At 28.1% G+C, this 20,552-nt stretch carries 22 protein-coding genes; 17 read left to right on the forward strand and 5 right to left on the reverse strand.

What is annotated here, in order from left to right; genetic code table 11:
- Together AJN64_RS07905 and AJN64_RS07910 are read left to right on the forward strand one after the other, a co-directional pair.
- Positions 1 to 315 carry a DMT family transporter gene (locus tag AJN64_RS07905; RefSeq protein ID WP_052949496.1) on the forward strand — a complete coding sequence of 105 codons (315 nt, stop codon included), beginning with the start codon at positions 1 to 3 and terminating at the stop codon, positions 313 to 315.
- Positions 316 to 324: 9 nt separating this feature from the next.
- Complete coding sequence (locus tag AJN64_RS07910) at positions 325 to 930, forward strand: dethiobiotin synthase (RefSeq protein WP_053872734.1); 606 nt, start codon at positions 325 to 327, stop codon at positions 928 to 930.
- On the opposite strand, the gene AJN64_RS07915 is transcribed toward AJN64_RS07910, so the two are convergent.
- Positions 917 to 2,200, reverse strand: coding sequence for an adenosylmethionine--8-amino-7-oxononanoate transaminase (locus AJN64_RS07915; RefSeq protein ID WP_053872735.1), 1,284 nt, complete (start codon positions 2,198 to 2,200; stop codon positions 917 to 919). The two genes, AJN64_RS07910 and AJN64_RS07915, sit on opposite strands and share 14 nt — an antisense overlap.
- 67 nt (positions 2,201 to 2,267) lie before the next feature.
- Here AJN64_RS07915 and AJN64_RS07920 point away from each other — a divergent pair, with 67 nt between their 5' ends.
- Genes AJN64_RS07920 through AJN64_RS07950 form a run of 7 tightly spaced genes read left to right on the forward strand, consistent with a single transcriptional unit; the run spans position 2,268 to position 7,441 of the window.
- Positions 2,268 to 3,410: an aminotransferase class I/II-fold pyridoxal phosphate-dependent enzyme gene (locus AJN64_RS07920; protein WP_053872736.1), complete on the forward strand. Its 1,143-nt coding sequence runs from the start codon at positions 2,268 to 2,270 to the stop codon at positions 3,408 to 3,410.
- Positions 3,407 to 4,018, forward strand: coding sequence for a pimeloyl-ACP methyl esterase BioG family protein (locus AJN64_RS07925; protein ID WP_053872737.1), 612 nt, complete (start codon positions 3,407 to 3,409; stop codon positions 4,016 to 4,018). Before AJN64_RS07920 ends, AJN64_RS07925 begins: the two co-directional genes overlap by 4 nt.
- Positions 4,015 to 4,701, forward strand: a complete 687-nt coding sequence (gene bioC / locus AJN64_RS07930) for a malonyl-ACP O-methyltransferase BioC (protein ID WP_070292855.1) — start codon at positions 4,015 to 4,017, stop codon at positions 4,699 to 4,701. The genes AJN64_RS07925 and bioC overlap by 4 nt, the downstream gene beginning before the upstream one ends.
- A gap of 50 nt (positions 4,702 to 4,751) precedes the next feature.
- Entirely contained in the window at positions 4,752 to 5,501 is a 750-nt protein-coding gene (gene modA, locus AJN64_RS07935; RefSeq protein WP_053872783.1) for a molybdate ABC transporter substrate-binding protein, read from the forward strand.
- Positions 5,498 to 5,899, forward strand: coding sequence for a molybdopterin-binding protein (locus AJN64_RS07940; RefSeq protein ID WP_053872782.1), 402 nt, complete (start codon positions 5,498 to 5,500; stop codon positions 5,897 to 5,899). Before modA ends, AJN64_RS07940 begins: the two co-directional genes overlap by 4 nt.
- Positions 5,892 to 6,566 (forward strand): molybdate ABC transporter permease subunit, encoded by a 675-nt coding sequence (modB, locus tag AJN64_RS07945; protein ID WP_044793916.1) that lies wholly within the window; start codon positions 5,892 to 5,894, stop codon positions 6,564 to 6,566. The genes AJN64_RS07940 and modB overlap by 8 nt, the downstream gene beginning before the upstream one ends.
- Positions 6,563 to 7,441: a sulfate/molybdate ABC transporter ATP-binding protein gene (locus AJN64_RS07950; protein WP_070292856.1), complete on the forward strand. Its 879-nt coding sequence runs from the start codon at positions 6,563 to 6,565 to the stop codon at positions 7,439 to 7,441. Before modB ends, AJN64_RS07950 begins: the two co-directional genes overlap by 4 nt.
- Here the strand turns inward: AJN64_RS07950 and AJN64_RS07955 are convergent.
- On the reverse strand, positions 7,438 to 7,665 hold the full coding sequence (locus tag AJN64_RS07955) for a helix-turn-helix domain-containing protein (protein ID WP_002870726.1): 228 nt from the start codon (positions 7,663 to 7,665) through the stop codon (positions 7,438 to 7,440). The two genes, AJN64_RS07950 and AJN64_RS07955, sit on opposite strands and share 4 nt — an antisense overlap.
- A gap of 126 nt (positions 7,666 to 7,791) precedes the next feature.
- On the opposite strand from AJN64_RS07955, the gene AJN64_RS07960 reads away from it, so the two are divergent.
- Both AJN64_RS07960 and AJN64_RS07965 read left to right on the forward strand, forming a co-directional pair.
- Positions 7,792 to 8,304 (forward strand): hypothetical protein, encoded by a 513-nt coding sequence (locus AJN64_RS07960; RefSeq protein WP_053872442.1) that lies wholly within the window; start codon positions 7,792 to 7,794, stop codon positions 8,302 to 8,304.
- Between the two features lie 9 nt (positions 8,305 to 8,313).
- Positions 8,314 to 9,090, forward strand: coding sequence for a complement resistance protein TraT (locus AJN64_RS07965; protein WP_070243315.1), 777 nt, complete (start codon positions 8,314 to 8,316; stop codon positions 9,088 to 9,090).
- Here AJN64_RS07965 and blaOXA read toward each other — a convergent pair.
- From blaOXA to surE, 3 genes are read right to left on the reverse strand one after another with little or no spacing between them, the layout of a single operon-like run.
- Positions 9,087 to 9,836 carry an OXA-184 family class D beta-lactamase gene (blaOXA, locus tag AJN64_RS07970; RefSeq protein ID WP_070292857.1) on the reverse strand — a complete coding sequence of 250 codons (750 nt, stop codon included), beginning with the start codon at positions 9,834 to 9,836 and terminating at the stop codon, positions 9,087 to 9,089. The two genes, AJN64_RS07965 and blaOXA, sit on opposite strands and share 4 nt — an antisense overlap.
- On the reverse strand, positions 9,833 to 10,498 hold the full coding sequence (locus AJN64_RS07975; RefSeq protein ID WP_072225853.1) for a ThiF family adenylyltransferase: 666 nt from the start codon (positions 10,496 to 10,498) through the stop codon (positions 9,833 to 9,835). The genes blaOXA and AJN64_RS07975 overlap by 4 nt, the downstream gene beginning before the upstream one ends.
- Positions 10,488 to 11,264, reverse strand: a complete 777-nt coding sequence (gene surE, locus AJN64_RS07980; RefSeq protein ID WP_044780369.1) for a 5'/3'-nucleotidase SurE — start codon at positions 11,262 to 11,264, stop codon at positions 10,488 to 10,490. The genes AJN64_RS07975 and surE overlap by 11 nt, the downstream gene beginning before the upstream one ends.
- A gap of 179 nt (positions 11,265 to 11,443) precedes the next feature.
- On the opposite strand from surE, the gene AJN64_RS07985 reads away from it, so the two are divergent.
- From AJN64_RS07985 to AJN64_RS08010, 6 genes are all read left to right on the forward strand, one after another.
- Positions 11,444 to 12,814: an MFS transporter gene (locus AJN64_RS07985; RefSeq protein ID WP_053872445.1), complete on the forward strand. Its 1,371-nt coding sequence runs from the start codon at positions 11,444 to 11,446 to the stop codon at positions 12,812 to 12,814.
- 190 nt (positions 12,815 to 13,004) lie between these two features.
- Positions 13,005 to 13,709, forward strand: a complete 705-nt coding sequence (gene peb3, locus AJN64_RS07990) for an AcfC family glycoprotein adhesin PEB3 (protein ID WP_070292858.1) — start codon at positions 13,005 to 13,007, stop codon at positions 13,707 to 13,709.
- Between the two features lie 97 nt (positions 13,710 to 13,806).
- The gene (locus AJN64_RS07995; protein WP_070292859.1) at positions 13,807 to 16,671 is read left to right on the forward strand and encodes a DEAD/DEAH box helicase family protein; all 2,865 of its coding nucleotides are present in this window, start codon (positions 13,807 to 13,809) and stop codon (positions 16,669 to 16,671) included.
- Positions 16,664 to 18,577 carry a site-specific DNA-methyltransferase gene (locus tag AJN64_RS08000; protein WP_053872394.1) on the forward strand — a complete coding sequence of 638 codons (1,914 nt, stop codon included), beginning with the start codon at positions 16,664 to 16,666 and terminating at the stop codon, positions 18,575 to 18,577. Before AJN64_RS07995 ends, AJN64_RS08000 begins: the two co-directional genes overlap by 8 nt.
- Before the next feature lie 9 nt (positions 18,578 to 18,586).
- On the forward strand, positions 18,587 to 19,975 hold the full coding sequence (locus tag AJN64_RS08005) for an AAA family ATPase (protein WP_053872393.1): 1,389 nt from the start codon (positions 18,587 to 18,589) through the stop codon (positions 19,973 to 19,975).
- A gap of 1 nt (position 19,976) precedes the next feature.
- A complete protein-coding gene (locus AJN64_RS08010; RefSeq protein WP_053872392.1) occupies positions 19,977 to 20,546 on the forward strand; it encodes a hypothetical protein in 570 nt (189 codons plus the stop codon).
- The last annotated feature ends 6 nt before the right edge of the window (positions 20,547 to 20,552 follow it).

Genomic DNA, 20,552 nt, shown 5'->3' on the forward strand with positions numbered 1-20,552 from the left:
ATGGAATGGTTTTATTTGTTTTTAGCTACTGCTTGTGAAATTTTTGGTGTGCTGATCATGAAAGAACTTGTAAGCACTAAAAACAAGCTTTACCTTTTGGCTTTGATAGTGTGTTTTGGATTTTCTTTTACTTTTTTAAGCTTAAGTATGCAAAATATCGCTATGAGTGTTGCTTATGCTATATGGACAGGAGCTGGAACTGCTGGTGGGGTAATGATAGGAGTACTTTTTTATAAAGAAAGTAAAAGTTTTTTAAAACTTTTTTTAATCGCTGTGATTATTGCTTGTACAGTAGGTTTAAAATTTCTTTCTTAAGGATTTTTTGTGCAAATTTATGTAAGTGGAATACATACTGATGTAGGAAAAACACATTTTAGTGCAGCTTTTTGTGCGAATTTTAACTATGATTATTTTAAACTCATTCAAGCAGGAACTCCAACAGATAGCGAGTTTATTGCAAAATTTAGCCCAAAAACAAAGATTTTTAAAGAGGGTGTTTTTTTACAAACTCCTGCTTCTCCTCATCTTGGAAAAATCAAAGAAAAGCTTGATTATAAAGCCTTAGATATCATTTTACCAAAAAGTGAGAACCTACTTATTGAGCTTGCGGGTGGGCTTTTTTCTCCTATGGATGAAAATTACACTATGATTGATTTTGTGAATATTTTTAAACACCCTACGATTTTAGTAGCAAAATACTATCTTGGAAGCATTAATCATATTTTACTTAGCATTGAAGCTTTAAAGCAAAGAAATATCAATCTTTTAGCCCTTGTGATGATGGGTAAAAAAGATATCTTACAAGATGAATTTATAAAAAATTATGCAAAAATTCCTATAATCAATCTTGATTTTTTTGATGAAAATAGTATTTTAAATAAAGATTTTAAGGAGCAAATGCAAGAAATTTTACAACTTAAAATTCCTTAAAAATCTGCTCTAAACTTTCCACCACATAAACGATTTGTTCTTTTGTGATGATGTAAGGAGGCATAAAATAAATCGTATTTGCTAAAGGTCTTAAAAGCAAGCCTTTTTCTAAGGCTTTTTGAAATACAAAAAGTCCCATGCGTTCGTGTTTATGGCTTAAAATATCAAAAGCACTGATCATTCCACAAGTTCTAAAATTTCCTAAAAAATCAAATTTTTTAAGTTTGGAAAATTCTTGCTGGATAAAGGTACTTAAAATTTGATTTTTTTCTAAAATATTTTCATTTTCAAAGATATCTAAAACCGCATTAGCTGCTACACAAGCTAGAGTATTTCCTGTATAACTATGAGAATGTAAAAAGGCTTTTTGCTCACTATAGGGTGCATAAAAGGCATTATAAATTTCATCCTTTGTAAGCACTACAGAAAGAGGCATAAATCCTCCTGTAATTCCCTTTGAAAGACAGATAAAATCGGGGCTTTGTTTGCATTGATGTAAAGCAAACAAAGTTCCTGTGCGTCCAAAACCCACTGCAATTTCATCAAAAATCACTTGCACATTAAAAGCATGGCAAAGCTTGATCGCTTCATCGATAAAACCAACTTCATACATGTGCATATTTCCCGCACATTGCACCAAGGGTTCAAGAATAAAAGCACAAATTTCACTCGAGTGTTTTTCTAAAATATCTTTTAAAATTTCAAGCTCTTTAGTATAGTCTTTACCTTGTGGTACAGGAGTGCTTAAACACTCCAAAAGCAAGGCTTTGTAAGTATCTTTATAAAGTGCAATATCGCCCACACTTAAAGCCCCTAAGGTTTCGCCATGATAGGAATTGCTTAAAGATAAAAATTTATTTTTTTTCAAACCTTTATTTAAATGATAATGAAAACTCATTTTAAGTGCTACTTCAATGGCACTTGATCCATTATCCGCATAAAAACATTTATTAAAATCATGCCCCACTTTTTCACAAAGTCTCGTAGAAAGCTTGATGATAGGCTCATGTGTAAAACCTGCTAAAATCACATGTTCAAGCTCATCAACTTGTTTTTTGATGGCATTTGCGATTTTTTCATTACAATGACCAAAAAGATTTACCCACCAAGAACTCACACAATCCATATAAGCCTTATCATCAAAATCATAAAGCCACACGCCTTTTGCTGTTTTTATAGGGATTAAAGGTAGGGTTTCGTGATCTTTCATTTGTGTGCAAGGGTGCCAAATGTGTTTTAAATCGAGATTTTTTAAGATTTGATTTTGCATTATAACTTCTTTTTTAAAAATATTTTGGCAAAATAATACTTTAAATTTTTAAATTTACAGGAAAAAAATGAAGCTTGAAAAAATTTTGCAAGATCTAGAGCAAAATCACAATCTAAGAACTCTAACGCCTTTAAAACATGAAAATAAATTTGTTTATAAGCAAAATCAAAAACTTTTAAATTTAGCAGGAAATGATTATCTTTATTTGGCGTCTTCTAAAGAGTTAAAAGCTGAGTTTTTAAATACCTTAAAAGAGCAAGATTTGTTTTTTTCAAGTTCTAGTTCAAGAAGTTTGAGTGGAAATTTTGAAATTTATGAAGAATTAGAAAGTTTTTTAAAGACTAAATTTAAAGATAAGGAAATTTTACATTTTAATAGTGGCTATCATCTAAATATCTCTTGTATAGCAGCACTTTCTAGCGTTTCTAAAACGCTTTTTTTAGCCGATAAATTTATTCATGCAAGTATGATTGATGGCTTAAGACTTGGCGGGGCTGATTTTTTTCGTTTTCATCATAAAGATATGAATCATTTAGAGAGTTTAATCCAAAAACATTATGAAAATTATGAAAATATCATCGTTTTAAGCGAAGCTTTGTTTAGTATGGATGGAGATTTTAGCGATTTTAAAACTTTGTGTGAGCTTAAAAAGCGTTATGATAAAATTAAGCTTTATATAGATGAAGCACACAGCGTGGGTTGTTTCGATGAGGAGGGTTTGGGGCTTGTTAAAAAACTAGCCTTAGAAAATGAAGTGGATTTTTTGGTTTTTACCTTTGGTAAAGCCATTGCTTCCATGGGTGCTTGTATGATATGTGATGAAAAATATAAAAAATTTTTCATCAACAAAGCTAGAGCTTTTATTTATTCTACAGCCTTGCCACCTATTAATGTAGCTTGGACGCAATTTATTTTTAAAAAAATGCCTTATTTTAGGAAAGAAAGAGAAAAATTAGAGCTTTTAAGCACTTTTTTTAAAAGTAAATTGCAAGAAAAAAATCACACTGTTTTAGGCGATGCTTATATTATTTGCTTACTTTTAGGTGAAAATAAAAAAGCCTTAGAAATTTCACAAAAACTTCAAAAAGCTGGATTTTTTGCTCCTGCGATTAAAGAACCTACTGTGCCAAAAAATACAGCTAGAATTCGTTTTTCTTTGCACGCAGGACTTAACACAGAAGAACTTGAAAGGATAATAGAGCTTTTATGAAATATGAATTTTTATGCAAAAATCCTGATTCAAAAAAACTTATAGTGGTATTTGGAGGGTTTGCTTCACATCCTAGTCATTTTTCGCATTTAAAAAGCGATAAAAATGTGATTTTATTTTATGATTATGAAAATTTTGATTTAAATTTTAATTTCAAAGCTTTTGATGAGCTTTTTTTAATCGCTTTTTCTATGGGGGTTTGTGTGGCAAATAGACTTTTAAAAGAGCTTAATTTTAAACAAAAAATAGCCATAAATGGCACAAATTTAGGCATAGATAAATCAAAAGGAATTCATCTTACAATTTTTAAAAAAACCCTGCAAAATTTTAAATTAGAACATTTTAAAGAGGCTTTATTTAAAGAACGCAAAAGCTTAGCCAAAGATTTTATTTTCAAAGATGAAAAAGTTTTGAAAATAGAGCTTGAAAAACTTTTTGATTTTGCTTTAACAAAACAAGAAGAAAATTTGCTTTGGGATAAGGTTTATTCAAGCAAAGAAGATGAAATTTTTCCACCAAATGCTTTAAAAAATGCTTTTTCAAAACTTATTTTTTTAGATGAACCGCATTTTGCTTTTTTTCATTTTAAAACTTGGGATGAGCTTTGAATTTTTTAAAAGCAAAAGATTATGAAAAACATGCAAAAGTGCAAGATTTCATGGGTTTAAAACTTTGTGAAATTTTAAAAGATTTAAAAATTTCACATTTTGAAAAAGTGTTTGAATTTGGTTGTGGTAGGGGTGAATTGAGCAAAAAACTTCAAAATTTCATTACTTTTGATGAGTATGTTAAAAATGATATTTTAGATTTTAAAGAAAATTCTAATATTTTAATTTTTGATATGAACGAAATTGCAAAACAAGATTTAAGTAAAGAGAAATTTAATCTTATTGTTTCAAATGCAACTTTGCAATGGCTTGATTTAAAACGCATTTTACCAAGTCTTAGGGATATGCTAAATCAAAATGGGATTTTACTTCTTTCTACTTTTGCAGAACAAAATTTAAAAGAAATCAAACAAAGCACGGGTTTTGGTTTAAATTATTTTAGTTTGAATGAATTAGAGCAAATTTTTAAAGTCTATTTTGATGAAGTAAAAATCACTCAAGAACTCATAAAATTAAGCTTTGATAATGCTTTAGATGTTTTTAGGCATTTAAAATTAAGCGGTGTAAATTCTTTAGGATTTTATCCTTTAAATAAAAGTTTTTTAAAAGAATTTGAAGAAAAATTTCAAAACAAACTTACTTATCATCCTGTATTTATTTTATGCAAAAATGATATAAAATGAATTTTTTGTGTTATAATCCAAAAATTAAATTTTTACACAAGGAAAACTAAATGAAAAAGTTTGTAGTATTTTTTGGGATTTTGCTTTTTGTTTCGTGTTTAAATGCGCAAAATTTAAGTATTTTTGTAGCTTCTTCAGCTTCAAAGGCGATGAGTGAAGTTAAAGATGAGTTTTTGAAAACACATCCAGAAGATAAAATAGAATTGGTTTTTGGTGCTTCTGGAAAATATTATGAGCTTTTAAAACAAGGAAGAGAATTTGATCTCTTTTTTTCAGCGGATACTAAATATGCTAAGGCTATTTATGATGATAAAAATGCTTTAATAAAGCCAAAAGTTTATGTTTTGGGAGTTTTGGCTTTGTATAGTTTGGATGAAAATTTACTCCAAGGAGGCATTGAAAATTTAAAAGAAAAGGCAGGCAAAATCACGCATCTAAGCATAGCCAATCCTAAAGTAGCTCCTTATGGAGTAGCAGCTAAAGAAGTGCTTGAAAATTTGGATTTAAATGAGCTTCTTAAGGATAAAATCGTTTTAGGCGAAAATATCTCAGTGCCTGTTTTACATGTAGATAGTAAAAATGCAGATATAGCTATAGTGGCTTATTCTTTAGTTTCTCCTATCAATCATCCTAAAGGTAAAACAAGTATTATTAATCCAAAGTATTTTAGCCCTTTAGAGCAAAGTTATGTTATCACAAAATACGCTAAGGATAAAAAATTAGCCTTTGAATTTAGCGAATTTATTGGCTCTTCAAAAGCAAAAGAAATTTTTAAAAAATACGGATTTAGCACACCATGAACCTTATAAAAGGACAAATTTGTGAGCTTTTAAATCAAGAGGATATAGTTATTGTTAAAATACTTTCTAAAGAAGTGATTTTTAGTGTTTTAATGCTTGAATTAAAATCTTTAGAAAATTTAAAAATTGGTGCGAGTGTAGAACTTCTTTTTAAAGAGCATGAGCTTTGTTTTAGCACAAGTAAAACTCTTTTAAGTGTTGAAAATTCTTTTTTAGCTAAAATTACAAAAATTAAAAAAGGCAAACTTTTGTATCAGATATTTTTTGATTTTAAAGGTAACGAGCTTTCTAGCATCATCACCAAAGAAAAAGCTTTAGAACTTGAAATTTGTGAAAATCAAGAATGGCTTTGTTTTATAAAAGCAAATGATATTGTATTAAGGAGTCATAATGCTTGATCCAGCTTTTTTACAAACCCTTTATCTTACTTTTAAACTTGCTTTTATCACGACTTTTATTCTTTTTTTTATCGGTGTATTTTTAGCTTATTTGTTAAGTTTTGTGCGTTTTCCTTTTAAAACAATCCTTCAAAGCTTTATTTCTTTGCCTTTGATTTTACCTCCTAGTGTTTTGGGATTTTATTTGCTTGTAACTTTTTCGGCTAATAGTTTTTTAGGGCAAGTTTTAAAAGAATATTTTAATCTTTCTTTGGTTTTTACTTTTGAAGGTCTTGTTTTTGCTTCTTTGATTTTTTCTTTGCCTTTTATGGTAAATCCTTTGCAAAGTGCCTTTTCATCGATCAATCCAAATTTACTCGATGCTTCTTATAGTTTAGGTAAAAGTAAAATTTACACTCTTTTTAGAGTGATTTTGCCTAATTCTAAAGCAGGAATTTTTAGTGCTTGTGCGATGAGTTTTGCCCATACTGTGGGTGAATTTGGAGTCGTGATGATGATAGGAGGACATAAACAAGGTGAAACTTTAGTAGCTAGTATAGCTATTTATGATGAACTTGAAATCTTAAACTATAGCTTGGCACATCAATATGCTTTTATATTGTTTATTTTTTCTTTTTTAGTGCTTTTTAGTCTTTATTTTGTCAATAAAAAAATGAGTTTTCAATGATAAAAATTAATATCAATCATCCTATGAATACCGCCAAAGGAAGGCTGGATTTAAATTTTAAAAAAGATATAGAATCAGGAAAAATTACTGCACTTTTTGGCGAAAGTGGAACAGGAAAAACCACTCTTTTAAAAATCATAGCAGGACTTATAGAGCCTAAATTTGGGCGTATAGAAGTAGATAATGAACTTTGGTTTGATTCTTCAAAAAATTTTAGTTTAGCTTTGCAAAAAAGAAAAATTGGTTTTGTTTTTCAAGATTATGCGCTTTTTCCAAATATGAATGTAAAAGAAAATATCGCCTATGCCGCTAGTTCTAAGGCAAAGGTTGATGAGCTTTTAGCCTTAATGGGACTTGAAAATTTGGCTAAAATTTATCCTAAACATTTAAGCGGAGGACAAGCACAAAGAGTAGCTTTAGCAAGAGCTTTAGCAAGGGAACCAAAAATTTTGCTTTTAGATGAGCCTTTGAGTGCTTTGGATTTTAAAATGCGCGCCAATTTACAAGATGAATTGGCTAAAATTTTAGAGTATTTTAAGATAAGTACTTTATTGGTAAGTCATGATTTAGCTGAAATTTATAAGTTAAGTCATAGAATTTTAGAGCTTAGGAATGGAAAAATCATTAAGGATTTTCCTAAAAATGAATTTTTTACTCATTCAAGTATTAGTGCAAAATTGCGTTTGAGTGCAACTTTGTTAGAAATTAAAAAAAGTGATATTTTAGTGGTTTTAACCTTGCTTTTAAATCAAGACATTATTAAAATTACTCTTAGTGAAGAGGAATTTTTAAAAGCTTATCAAGATATAAAAATAGGCGATACTCTCATACTTTCAGTAAAAGCTTTTAATCCTATTATTGTTGGAAAAATTTAAGGCATTAAGTCTTTGATGTCTATACCAAATTCTTTAGAAATTTGATAAAGATGAGCAAGATTATAATTTGCTCCATGTTTTCTAGTTTCTATTTTTGCAATATAATTTGGTGATTTATGTCCTAAAATGCTAGCAAGCATTAGCTGAGATATTTTTCGCTTTTTTCTTTCTTTTTTAACTTTTTCTACAATTTTATTAAAAAAAATATCTAATTCTTGTTCCAATTTGAATACCTAAATTGTTATTTTTAGAATGATAAAAAAGCAAGTGTAAAATAACAAACACTTATAAGTGTTTGTTAAGCTTTAAGTCTTTATAATTGATTTTTCATTTTTAAAAAGGAGTTAATTGTGAAAAAAATATTTTTATTTTGCATTTTTTACACTACTGTTATATTTGCAAATCCCATGCCTTTTGGCTTAGAACTTGGTAAAGCTAATTTCGATGAAGTTGTAAAAAAATATCCGAACTTTTCAAATGCTGGTACTAGTATTTACACAGGGGGTAAGATTATTGAAGTAAGTTCAAGTGATTTTGAGCTTGAGGGTTTAAAAGATAAAGTTCTTTTTATTTTTGATAAAGAAAATAGATTAACACTAGTGCAATTAAAATTTCATAAAGATCGTTTTAATGATATTTTATCTTCACTTTCAAAATATAAAATTATCAAAAAAGAAGTACCTTATGTAGGTAATCGTTATGTAAAATTACAGGATGGAGATTGTAAAATAGAACTTGAATCACCTCATTTAAGTTTTGAGATGTATTTAACTTATAAAACTAATCAATTTGAAAAACTTTATAAAGACTATATCAAAAAAGAAAAACAAGAACGCAAAAATAAACAAAATTCTATACTTTAAGGAGAAATCATGAAAAAATCAATTTTTAAAATCACATTAAGTAGTGTTTTGGCAGCTAGTTTACTCACAGGTTGTTTAACAACTACTTTACAAACTAATGCAACAATGAGTCAAAGTATTTTTCTTGATCCTGTGGCTAAGGAAAAAAGAATTGTATTTTTAAATATCAAAAATACAAGCGGACATGATGTAAATTTAGAACCTAAATTAAGAAGTGCTTTGGAAGCTAAAGGATATAAAGTTATAGATGATCCTGATAAAGCAAATTATATTTTAAGTACTAATATTTTATATTGCGATAAAAAACAAGAAAATAATGCTGTAGGCAGTGCTGTTGCAGGAGGTGCTACGGGTGTGGCAGTTAGTGGCTATAATGGCGGCGGTGCAGGAGGTATGGTTGCTGCAGGTGCTGCAGGTGCTTTAGTAGGAGGACTTTTAGGAAAACTTACCGAAGATACAATTTGGCAAATGCAAGTAGATATTAATATCAAGCAAAAAGCTGATGGTAAAGTTTTAACTTCTAGTGGTAATGTTAGCGGACAAGCTAGCGTAAGAGATTCCCAAAGCTCAGGCTTTTTAAATAGCTTTGGCGGAAATGTTCGCAGTGATAAAGTAGGACATTTAAATTCAAATCAAATCAATAATACACAACAAACTTATGAAGGCAAATATATAGAAAAAAATACTATTATTTTTGCAGAAGCTGTGAAAACAGGACTTAAACTTCCTGAAGCTACGCCTATTTTAGAAGATAAAATTGCAAATCAGATTGCAGGATTATTTTAATTTGTTATGATTGCTAGATATTTTTCTAGCAATTCTTCCCTTATTTTAATATTTTTAATGTCCTTTATATCAACATTTAAAGCAAAAGATAAAATTTTGTTTTCAGTCTTTACAAATCCAACAATCCAAGCTAAATTGATATTATCATTAAAACCTGTTTTAGCATAAATTTTTTGGATTTTATCTTCCTTAAAAAGAATAATTTCTTTAACTTCTTCTTGACTTTTTTTGGAAAAAGGTAAAGAATTTTGCGAAAGTTTAAAAAGCAAATCAGCTTGATTTTTTGCAGAAATTTGTAAAGAATTATCCAACCAAAAGGTATCGATTTTTGAAATTTTTGTATTTCCATAAGAAAGTTTATTTAAGCCTTCTTGCATGGTTTTAAGTCCTATTTTTCTTGCCAATTCTTTAAAAGCAGGCACTTGAGAGCGTTTTATGGCTGAGCTTAAACTAGCATCTTGTTTCCAAGAGGACAAAAATACTTTTTCGCCCTTATAATGATAAAAAATTTCCTTTGTATCTCTAACTACACCATTATCAAGTGCAATTAAAGCATTAAAAATTTTAAAAGTTGAAGCAGGAGAAAAGGCTTGTTTAGCTCTTTTAAAATCATTACTTGCATAATGTTTTCCATCAAAAGTTATAAAAACTCCACTTGTATTGCAATCTTTAAAAAAATTACCAAGTATTTTATCCTCTCCAATGGCTATATTCAAAAACAATATAAATACAATAAAATTTCTCATTGCTCTTTATATTTTGATAAGACTTTTCTCATTGCTAAACTTGCTAAAGCCAAACCAAAAGAAGCTGTCACACCCATAAAAGAACCTAAATCTTTACAATGTGCTTCTTCGTCAGAAAATACCACATCAAAATTTCCCTTAAAGCCTGATTTTCTAAGTTCATAACGAAATTTTTTCGCTAAAGCATCACCGTGAGTTTTAAAAATACTTGTAGTTTTAATGCGTGTTGGATCAAGCTTTCTAGCTCCACCTGTTGAAGAGATAAAAATTTGTTTTTTAAAATCTATAAGATGAGCCAAAGCTACTTTTGCAGGGATATCATCAATGGCATCTATGATAAGATCAAACTCGCTTAAATCAAAATTTTCTAAAAAATCTTCATCGATTTTGCTGACTATACCTTTAGCCTTATAAATTCTTTCAAATACTTTAGCTTTTTCTTCGCCTATATTTTCGCTATGAATTTGGCGATTTTGATTGGTGATTTCAAATTTATCCGCATCGATTAAAGTAAGGTTTTTAAAACCGCTACGATAAAGTGCATCAACGCAAATTCCACCCACTCCACCAAGTCCGCAAACCAAAACTTTTGTTTGTGAAATTTTTTGAAATTTTTCTTCTCCAACTAGCCATTTTATACGTGTAAATCTATCATTCATCATTTGCCTTTAACCATTTTTTAACTTTTTTCATTTTTTCATAAGCTGTAAGATCCAGCATTATAGGGGTTATTGTAGCGTAGCCTTTTTTAAGTAAGACAATATCGCTATTTTTCTCATCTTCAAAGTCTAAATTCGCTGCTGCAAGCCAATAATACTCAACTCCTCTCGGATTGACATTTGAGTGGGCTTCAAAATTATAAACCCTTTTGCCTGCTTTACAAATTTTAATGCCTTTGATTTTTGATTTTGCAGGAAAATTGATATTTAAAAATTCTTTTTTTTCCAAAGGAAAACCTTTATCAAAAATATTTTGAATGATTTTTTTGGTAATTTTTAAAGCATTTTTATAGTCTAGTTCTTTTTCGCTTTTTTTATAAAATTGAGAAAGAGCGATAGCGGGAATTCCTTGTAAAACCGCCTCCATAGCTCCTGCACAAGTTCCTGAGTAGGTAATATCTTCACCTACGTTTGCTCCTTTGTTAATCCCACTGATTACAAGATCAGGCAAGCGTGTTTTATAAAGTGCGTGAAGTGCAAGATAAATACAATCTGCTGGAGTGCCATCATCAAGCTTGTAAAATCTTTTTCCTACTTTAACAAAACGCAAAGGTTTGGTTAGGGTTATGGAGTGTGAACAAGCTGATTTTTCACTAGCAGGAGCTACTATGGTGATCTTGGCTTTAAATTCTTTTTTTAACATCTTAATGAGTTTTTTAAGTCCTTCGCTTTCATAGCCATCGTCATTAGTGATAAGAATTTCTTTCATTGCTTTTCCTTGCAAAAGATAAAATTTGGATTTTAACATATTTTTTTAAAGCTTCATAGTATAAAAATTTTAATTTTAAATTATATAAATTTCGTATTATTTTTAATTATTTTTTTATTTTATATCGATTAATATTATTTAAACTATAAAAATATAAAGTTAGTAAGGAGGGTTTAAATATGTTTGATTTTTTCAAACCTAAGGCAAAAGCTATGAAATTTCCTAAAGAGGAAATTTTACCTAGATATTACAAAATGAGAACTTGGAGTTTAAGTGGGGTTTTTATAGGATATATGGGATATTATCTTGTGCGAAATAATATCACTCTTTCAACTCCATTTATACAAAATCAACTTGATCTCAGTAAATCAGACATCGGAACAATCACAGGCTCAATGCTTATAGCTTACGGGATTAGCAAGGGTGCAATGAGCGTTATAAGCGACAAAGCTGATCCTAAAAAATACATGGCTTTAGGTCTTATTTTATGTGCTCTTGTAAATGTTTTACTTGGTTTTTCAAATTCTTTTTACGCTTATGTAGGTTTTGTTATCGCGCTTGGGGTTTTTCAAGGTATGGGGGTAGGTCCTTCTTTTATCACTCTTGCAAACTGGTATCCTAAAAAAGAGCGGGGAATTTACACGGCCGTTTGGAATATCTCACATAATATAGGAGGCGGGATAGTTGCTCCTATAGTTTCGCTTTCAGGTTTTGCTTTGGCAGCATTATTGGGTGTGAGTATGGCGGATTTTAATGAAACATATTGGCACATGAATCATTTTTATGTTCCTGCTGCTTGTGCAGTTATCATCAGTCTTTATGTGCTTTATGCAGTTAAAGGAAGTCCTAAAAATGAAGGTTTGATTGATATTACTGAAATCAATGAAATGCGAGGGATTAAAACAGAAGAAATCAAAGCTGTAGAAACTCCAAATTTAAGCAGTTTTGAAATTTTTTATCGTTATGTGCTTAAAAACAAAAATGCTTGGTATGTGGCTTGGATGGATACTTTTGTTTATATGGTGCGTTTTGGGCTTATTTCTTGGCTTCCTATTTACTTGCTAGAAACAAAAGGCTTTAATAAAGAACAAATGGGTATTGCCTTTTGGCTTTTTGAATGGGCTGCCATACCTTCTACTTTACTTGCAGGATATATTTCAGATAAAATTTTTAAAGGCTATAGAATGCCTCCTGCTATAGGTGCTATGGTGATTATTTTCTTTATGATTATTGGATATTTTACTTCAAATAATCTTTATATGGTTATTTTCTTTGCAGCTATGGCGGGGTGTTTAGTCTATATACCACAATTTTTAGCAAGTGTGCAAACTATGGAAGTCGTTCCTGCTTTTGCAGTAGGATCTTGTGTAGGACTTCGTGGCTTTATGAGTTATGTAGTCGGCGCTTCACTTGGAACAAAAGCTATAGGTTGGGCTGTGGATTACTATGGTAGTTGGAATGCTGGTCTTATCATGCTCCTTAGTGCTTGTATTCTTTGTATACTTTGTTCTACTTTATGTCATTTTAGCACTAAAAAGAAGTATCAATAACAATTTTAACTTTTGCTTGCAAAAATACCAAGCAAAAGTTAGATTTTAATAATATTTTTGTTACATTATAACTATTTATTAATATATAATTTCTAAAATCTCACCTTCAATCAATAAAAATTTATCATAAAAGGAAATACTATGAAAAAAAATTATTACTTTATTTGGTGCATGTGCCTTAGCTTTTAGTATGGCAAATGCAGATGTAAATCTTTACGGACCAGGTGGCCCACACACGGCCTTAAAAGATATAGCAAACAAATATAGCAAAAAAACAGGCGTTAAAGTAAATGTAAATTTTGGTCCTCAAGCGACTTGGTTTGAAAAAGCTAAAAAAGATGCAGATATTTTATTTGGCGCTTCAGATCAATCGGCTTTAGCTATAGCGAGTGATTTTGGGAAAGATTTTAATGTGAGTAAAATCAAGCCTTTGTATTTTAGAGAAGCTATCATACTTACCCAAAAAGGCAATCCTTTAAAAATCAAAGGTTTAAAAGATTTGGCTAATAAAAAAGTAAGAATCGTTGTACCTGAAGGTGCTGGAAAGAGCAATACTTCTGGAACGGGAGTTTGGGAAGATATGATAGGTAGAACTCAAGATATAAAAACCATACAAAATTTTAGAAACAATATCGTAGCTTTTGTTCCAAATAGTGGAAGTGCAAGAAAGCTTTTCGCACAAGATCAAGCCGATGCTTGGATCACTTGGATTGACTGGTCAAAAAGCAATCCTGACATAGGAACTGCCGTAGCTATAGAAAAAGATTTGGTTGTTTATAGAACTTTTAATGTGGTAGCTAAAGAAGGTGCGAGCAAAGAAACACAAGATTTTATTGCTTATTTAAGTTCTAAGGAAGCTAAAGAAATTTTTAAAAAATACGGCTGGAGAGAATAATCTTCATACACGCTTTTTAGCGTGTATTCTTCCATAACTTCTTTTAATTAAGCCAAAATAAGATAAAATGTTTAAAATATTTTATCGGAAAATGTGAATGATTTTTGAAAAACAAGAGTATCAAGTTAAGTGCATAGATAATATTATCACACTTTTAAAGAATTTTGATTTTAAAAGACAGGATAATTTAAAAGAATGTTTGAAAGAATTTTATAAAAACACCTTTTTACCAGTGCAAAATATAAGTGATAAATTAAATTTAGATATTTTAATGGAAACGGGCACAGGTAAGACTTTTACTTATTTAAATTTGATATTTGAACTTCATAGGCAATTTAAGCAAAATAAATTCATTATTTTTGTTCCAAGAAAAGCAATTTTAGAAAGCGTAAAACAAAATATAGAACTCACAAAAATTTATTTTTATTCAGAATATCAAAAATATTTAAAAGCCTATTACTACTCAGATGGTAAGAGTCAGAGTGCTATTATTAATCACTACATTAACAATAAAGATGAGCTTTCGGTATTGGTTTTAACCAATAGTGCTATTGATAAAAAAACCAATTTGCTTAATCAACAAAATGAAAGTTTATTTAAAAGTTTATCTGAATTCAAAAGCATTTTTGAAAATATCATAGATTTAAAACCTATTAGTATTATTGATGAGCCTCATTTACTTAAAGGAAAGGCTTTTAATGAATATTTTTCAAAAATAAATTCACTTTATTTTCGCTTTGGGGCGACTTTTCCAAAAGAAAAAGATTATGAACTTAGCAATATGATCTATTGTCTTGATTCTATATCTGCTTTTAAAGAATATCTTGTAAAACAAGTCAAAGTACATACTTTAGGAGTAAATACAAACAATATTTTTCTTAAAGAGTATAAAAATAAAAAAGCAATTTTTACCTATACTTTAAATGGCATAGAAAGAGAAGAAACAATAAAGTTACAAGATAGTTTTTCTCTTTTAAATAATGCCATTTTAACGCAAGTAAAGGATAATAAAGCTTATTTTAATGATGAAACTACTATCGAGAAAAAAGAAAGTTATGTTTTAAACAATGATGAAATTAAAGAACTTTTAAAAAAAGCGATTGACTTGCATTTTGAAAAGGAAGAAAAACTTTTTAAAAAAGGTATCAAAGCTTTAAGTTTGTTTTTTATCCCGAACATCACAGATTTTAGGGGCGAAAGTCCTTTTATTAAAAATACTTTTGAAGAACTTTACAAAGAAAAACGCAAGGAAATTTTAAAGCTAAATTTAGATGTTCGATATAAAGAATATTTAGAAAAAGACTTTGATGAAGCAGGAAATTTAAGAGTTCATCAAGGCTATTTTAGTGGTGATAAAGGAAGTCCTGATGAAAAAGAAGCTAATGGAGTAAAGCTTATTTTAGAAGAAAAAGAAAAATTACTTTCTTTTGATACTTCTTTGCGTTTTATTTTCAGCGTTTGGGCTTTGCAAGAAGGCTGGGATAATCCAAATATTTTTACTTTAACCAAACTTTCAAATTCTTCTTCTCAAATTAGCATTCATCAACAAGTGGGGCGTGGTTTAAGACTTTGTGTTAATAATAAAGGCAAGAGAATTACGCATAATTATTTAGATTTTGATGACAATCAATTTTATGATATTAATTATCTTGATATTTTAGTGAGTGCAAGAGAAGTTGATTATATAGAAAATTTGCAAAAAGAAGTTTTAGATTCTAGTTTTAGATTTAATAGTCAAACACTAGAAAAAAACTTTCTTGAGAATTTATTAAATGTAGATTTAGCTAGTGATTTAATTTATCTTTTAAAAAAATCAAAATTAATTTCTTACAATGAAGAACAAAGTAATTATAAAATCTTATCTCCTATATATGAAAGTATAAAGGATAATGAAGAGTTTAAAGAACTTTTAGGCGATAAATTTGATAAATTCTTAAATATATTTAAAGAAAATTCAAACAACACTCATGAGCAAATCATCAATGCTAAAAATCAAGATAATAAGGTCAAAATAAGAACGCATTTAGCCAAAGATTTTAAAGAGCTTTGGGAAAAAATTAATAAAAAAGCACAAATAATTTATCAAAACATAAACGAACAAAGTATTATAGATGAAGTTATACTAGCTTTTAATGCTTTAAATATAGAAAAAGAACGCGTGTATTATGAAAGAAAACTTTTTGACGCTAAGCAAAATTCTATCATCACTGAAGAAATTAAAACCTTGGAAGAAATTGATTATAAAAAAAGCCTTTACCAAGAAATACAAAATTTGCTTTTAAATTTCAGTAAAGATGAAAAATTTCCTTTAGTATTTTTGCTAAAAATTTATGAAAAACTTGATAAAACTAAATTTGAAAACTCTCCAAAAAAAGCTTTTAATAGCCTAAAAAACATCATCAAAGATAAAATTCATCATAGTTTATTACACTCTATAAATTATGAATTTTCTCTTCATGCTTTTTCAAATTCTTATGAAAATTTGATAGAAAATGGTGAATTTAAAGAAAGTATCGCTATGCAAAAATTAGGGCGTTACAAAGATGATGAAAAGCCAGCTAAAAATTATCTTTATGAAAGTGTGATTTATGATTCTAATATAGAAAAAGAAATCATCAAAGAAAATCATGAAATTATTGAAACTAAAACGATAAAAGTTTTTGCCAAATTACCAAAGTTTAGCATTCCTACACCTTATAAAAACTATGAACCTGATTTTGCTTATTTTTTAGAAGATCAAAAGGGTAAAAAAATCTTTTTTGTATGCGAAAGCAAAGGCTATGATAAAGAAAGCGATATCGCATTAAATGAAAGAAAAAAGATAGATTATGCTAGAGTGTTTTTTCAAAAATTAGATGAGAATTTAAAAGATGAAAATATAAAAATTATTTTTAACACAAGGATAAATAAACAAAAATTAATTCATTGTATCAATGAAGTTTTAAAGGAAAATAATGCTTGATATAAATAAAATCAAAAAAGAAAATTTAATCAACACAAAAGAAAATAAAAATGAACTTTTAGAGTATTTAAAACTAAATTTCCCACAAACCATAAAAGATGGACAAGTCGATTTAAAGGCTATTGCTATGCTTTTAGGCTTAAATAATAAAGAAATTAGAGGTTATGAGTTAAGTTTCACAGGCAAAGCTTTAGCAAATGCTCTTTATGATACTCCAAATACTAAAGAATTAAAATTTCATAAGAGTTTAAGCAAAAACTTTGAAACTACTAAAAATGCTATCATAAAAGGGGATAATCTTCATGCCTTAAAACTTTTAAAATCCGCTTACTATGAAAAAATAAAAATGATTTATATCGATCCGCCTTACAATACTAAAAATGATAAATTTATTTATAATGATGATTTTGTAAAAGAGCATAAAAAACTTTTAATAGAAGTTGGACTTTTAGAAATCACAGAAGAAGGTGAAGAAATCAGAAGTGAAATTTTAAATTTTTTCATCAATACTAGGGGCGATAGAAGTCATAGTGCATGGCTTGGCTTTATGCTACCACGCCTTAAACTTGCTAGAGATTTGCTAAGAGAAGATGGAGTGATATTTATAAGCATTGATGATAACGAACAAGCAAATTTAAAGATTCTTTGTGATGAAATTTTTGGGGAAGAGAATTTTGTGGCAAATATTGTTTGGCATAAAAAAGATAATGCTTCATTTTTAGGTAAAAATATTGTAGATTTAATTGAATATATTTTAATTTATAGAAAAAGTGAAACTTTTGAAGGTACAAGAGATGCACTTATTGATCCAAAAGGTCATAGAGAGTTAATTATAAAATCATCTAATGTAAGTGAAAGAATTTTAGATAAAAATTTTTGTATATTTGAAAATGGAAAATTTAATGGTTTATTAAAAAGGGGTGAGTATGGATCAAAACAATTTAATATAGAAATTTTAAAAGATGTAGAGATAACAAATGGAATTGCTAAAGATGATATTCAAATTAAAGGTAGATTTTGCTGGTCTCAACAAAAAATTGATGATGAAATAAAACAAGGTGGAAAAATTGAAATTAAATCTATAAAAGGAATGAAACCTATATTTTATAAAAATTTTGGCAAAGACATCCCCTTCCGTCCTATGCGAAATTTATTAAGCAAAAAAATAGAAGAGGATGTTTATACAAATAATGATGCTGCAGAAGAGATTAAAAAAATTTTTGAACTCCCGATTTTTAACTATTCAAAACCTTCAAAATTAATTAAAAAATTTATAAAAAATGTTACTAAAAACGATGATATTATCCTAGACTTTTTTGCAGGTAGTGGCACGACAGCACAAGCAGTAATGGAACTCAACGCAGAAGATAATGGAAATCGTAAATTTATTCTAGTGCAACTTGATGAAAAAATCGATGAGAATAAAAGCAAAGTGACTTATGATTTTTGTAAAAATGAACTAGGAAGCGAAAACCCAGTTATTAGCGATATAACCATTGAAAGAGTTAAAAGAGCGGGTGAGAAAATTTTAAAAGAAAATGGGGATAAAAATTTAGATTTAGACTTTAAAGTATTTTCTCTTGTAGAAAAACCTGAACTAACAAAAGATGATTTAAATGCTTTAAATTTAAAATATCATGAAAATTTAAGCCCTTATGAGAAAGCTTTAAATTTAGCCTTGCTAAATGGTAAGACTTTAGACAAAGACTTAAAAATGATTTTAAAAGATAAACTTTATGAGTGCGAAGATTGTCTTTATATAGTAAATTGTGATGATGAAGTTTTAGAATTTTTAAGAAAAACACAAAATGAAAATGTGTATATTAATGGATATGATGATATAAATTTAGAAGATTATTTAAACCTAGAAAGCTTTTTAAAAGAACGTTTAAAAGTGGTGTATTAAGGAAAGATTATGAAAGTAAAGTTAAAAAATGTTGGAATGCTCGATGAGGCAGAATTTGAAGTAGGAAATATTACTTTAATTTGCGGTGAAAACAATACCGGAAAAACTTATGCTACTTATAGTTTGTATGGTTATTTGGATTTTATGAGAATTGTTAGAGAAAGTTTTTTTATAAGAAAAAGAAGGCTTTTTGATGATGAAAATTTAAATAATGATATAAAAGATACACAAGAGATAAAATTAACTTATGTAGATATTAAAAACAAATTAGAACATCATATAAAAATTAAAACAAAATTATATTCTCATCGCATACTTGTTAAAGTTTTAGCAGGTAAAAATGAAGATTTTGTAAATGCAGAATTTAATGTAGATATACAAATTTCTTTAGAAAGTGTTAAACAAGCTATAAAGCAGTATTTAGAAAATTTAAACTTAAACAATAAAGCAAAAGCTAAACATATAATTTATGATGATGGTATAGGTTTTTCTAATTTAAATAAACTTGAATTTAGAGAGTATTTAGAAATATTTTTTGATAATTTATTAAATTATATTTTAATAAAAAATTTTATTTTAAGTGTTGAAAGAACTGGTGCTTCTATTTTTCAAGGAGATTTGGATTTTATTAAATTAGCAAAATTAGAAGCTATGCAAAAAATGTTAAAAGAAGAAGATATAGATTTGTTTGAATTTCATAAAAAAATAGAAGAGAAAAAGAAACTTTATCCAAAACCTGTAAGAGATAATATAGATTTTATAAGAGATATACCGCAAAAATCAAAATTCGAAAGTATGTTTAAAAAAAATAAAGATAAATATAAAAATATTTTAGATTTATTGGGAAAGATAGTAGGTGGAAAATATAAAGCTACAGAGTACGGCATTTTATATCAACCAAAAGGTAGTAAGAAATATTTTAATATAGAAGTAGCTTCAAGTTCTGCTAGATCTTTATTGATGTTATATTTTTATATTTTACATGAAGCTCAAAAAGGTGATATTTTGATGATAGATGAACCAGAGCTTAATCTTCATCCTAAAAATCAAATTTTATTAGCAAGGCTTCTTGTTCTTTTGGCAAATGCAGGTATTAAAATTTTTATTACTACTCATAGCGATTATATAGTTAGAGAGTTAAATAATTGTATTATTTTAAACAATTTTGCAAATGAAAAGATAAAAGAAAATTTTAAAGAATATGATGATAGTTATAAATTATCAAAAAAAGATGTAAATGCTTATATTGCGTTTTATGACAAAAAAAGCAAAAAAAATACATTAAAAAAAGTAGATATAAGCAGTGAAAATGGCATAGATATGGAAACATTTAATGATATTATCAAACAAACTATAAATATAGATGAAAAAATGGCTAGTATGTTTATGGAAGATTAAAATGGATAATAGTCTTAAAACATTTAAAGAAAGCATAAATCAAAATTTACTTTGTGAAAATATTAAAGAAAGAAATGATGGAAGAACTAAAATTCTAGGTGTAAATTTTACTAAAAACAATGAAGATTTTATAGTAATTAGACAAGAAAATCACTATAAAAGCCAACATACTTTGCTTAATTATTCCAATGAAGAAGATTGGTTGCACAAAACTAATTTATCTTGTGATTTTATAATAGTTTATTCTAAAAATAATAAGGTAAAAATTAGTTTTTGTGAAATAAAAAGTAGCAATACTGACTTAGAAAAAGCAAGATGTCAAATATTATATTCTAAATTATGGCTTGAATATCTTTTTAAATGCTATAGCTTTGCACATAAAGTAGATATAGATTGCTTTACTAAAGCTCTAATTGAAAGTAAATATTTTATGTTATATCCTAGAATAAATAACGTTAATTTAAAAAAAACTATCGGAAAAGATAATAAAAGAAAATATAAAGAAATAGTAATACAAGATTGTTGTTTATCTGAAAAACATTTTAATGTAAATCCTTATAATTTTATTTAGGAATTT

Origin of the sequence: Campylobacter sp. BCW_4332 (assembly GCF_001763175.1) — a bacterium.
Taxonomy (GTDB): Bacteria; Campylobacterota; Campylobacteria; order Campylobacterales; family Campylobacteraceae; genus Campylobacter_D; species Campylobacter_D jejuni.

Coding starts and splice junctions, on each gene's coding strand:
- AJN64_RS07905 (WP_052949496.1), top strand. CDS start 1: ATGGAATGGTTTTATTTGTTTTTAGCTACTGCTTGTGAAATTTTTGGT.
- AJN64_RS07915 (WP_053872735.1), bottom strand. CDS start 2,200: ATGCAAAATCAAATCTTAAAAAATCTCGATTTAAAACACATTTGGCAC.
- AJN64_RS07920 (WP_053872736.1), top strand. CDS start 2,268: ATGAAGCTTGAAAAAATTTTGCAAGATCTAGAGCAAAATCACAATCTA.
- AJN64_RS07925 (WP_053872737.1), top strand. CDS start 3,407: ATGAAATATGAATTTTTATGCAAAAATCCTGATTCAAAAAAACTTATA.
- modA (WP_053872783.1), top strand. CDS start 4,752: ATGAAAAAGTTTGTAGTATTTTTTGGGATTTTGCTTTTTGTTTCGTGT.
- AJN64_RS07940 (WP_053872782.1), top strand. CDS start 5,498: ATGAACCTTATAAAAGGACAAATTTGTGAGCTTTTAAATCAAGAGGAT.
- modB (WP_044793916.1), top strand. CDS start 5,892: ATGCTTGATCCAGCTTTTTTACAAACCCTTTATCTTACTTTTAAACTT.
- AJN64_RS07950 (WP_070292856.1), top strand. CDS start 6,563: ATGATAAAAATTAATATCAATCATCCTATGAATACCGCCAAAGGAAGG.
- AJN64_RS07965 (WP_070243315.1), top strand. CDS start 8,314: ATGAAAAAATCAATTTTTAAAATCACATTAAGTAGTGTTTTGGCAGCT.
- blaOXA (WP_070292857.1), bottom strand. CDS start 9,836: ATGAGAAATTTTATTGTATTTATATTGTTTTTGAATATAGCCATTGGA.
- AJN64_RS07975 (WP_072225853.1), bottom strand. CDS start 10,498: ATGATGAATGATAGATTTACACGTATAAAATGGCTAGTTGGAGAAGAA.
- surE (WP_044780369.1), bottom strand. CDS start 11,264: ATGAAAGAAATTCTTATCACTAATGACGATGGCTATGAAAGCGAAGGA.
- AJN64_RS07985 (WP_053872445.1), top strand. CDS start 11,444: ATGTTTGATTTTTTCAAACCTAAGGCAAAAGCTATGAAATTTCCTAAA.
- peb3 (WP_070292858.1), top strand. CDS start 13,005: ATGGCAAATGCAGATGTAAATCTTTACGGACCAGGTGGCCCACACACG.
- AJN64_RS07995 (WP_070292859.1), top strand. CDS start 13,807: ATGATTTTTGAAAAACAAGAGTATCAAGTTAAGTGCATAGATAATATT.
- AJN64_RS08000 (WP_053872394.1), top strand. CDS start 16,664: ATGCTTGATATAAATAAAATCAAAAAAGAAAATTTAATCAACACAAAA.
- AJN64_RS08005 (WP_053872393.1), top strand. CDS start 18,587: ATGAAAGTAAAGTTAAAAAATGTTGGAATGCTCGATGAGGCAGAATTT.
- AJN64_RS08010 (WP_053872392.1), top strand. CDS start 19,977: ATGGATAATAGTCTTAAAACATTTAAAGAAAGCATAAATCAAAATTTA.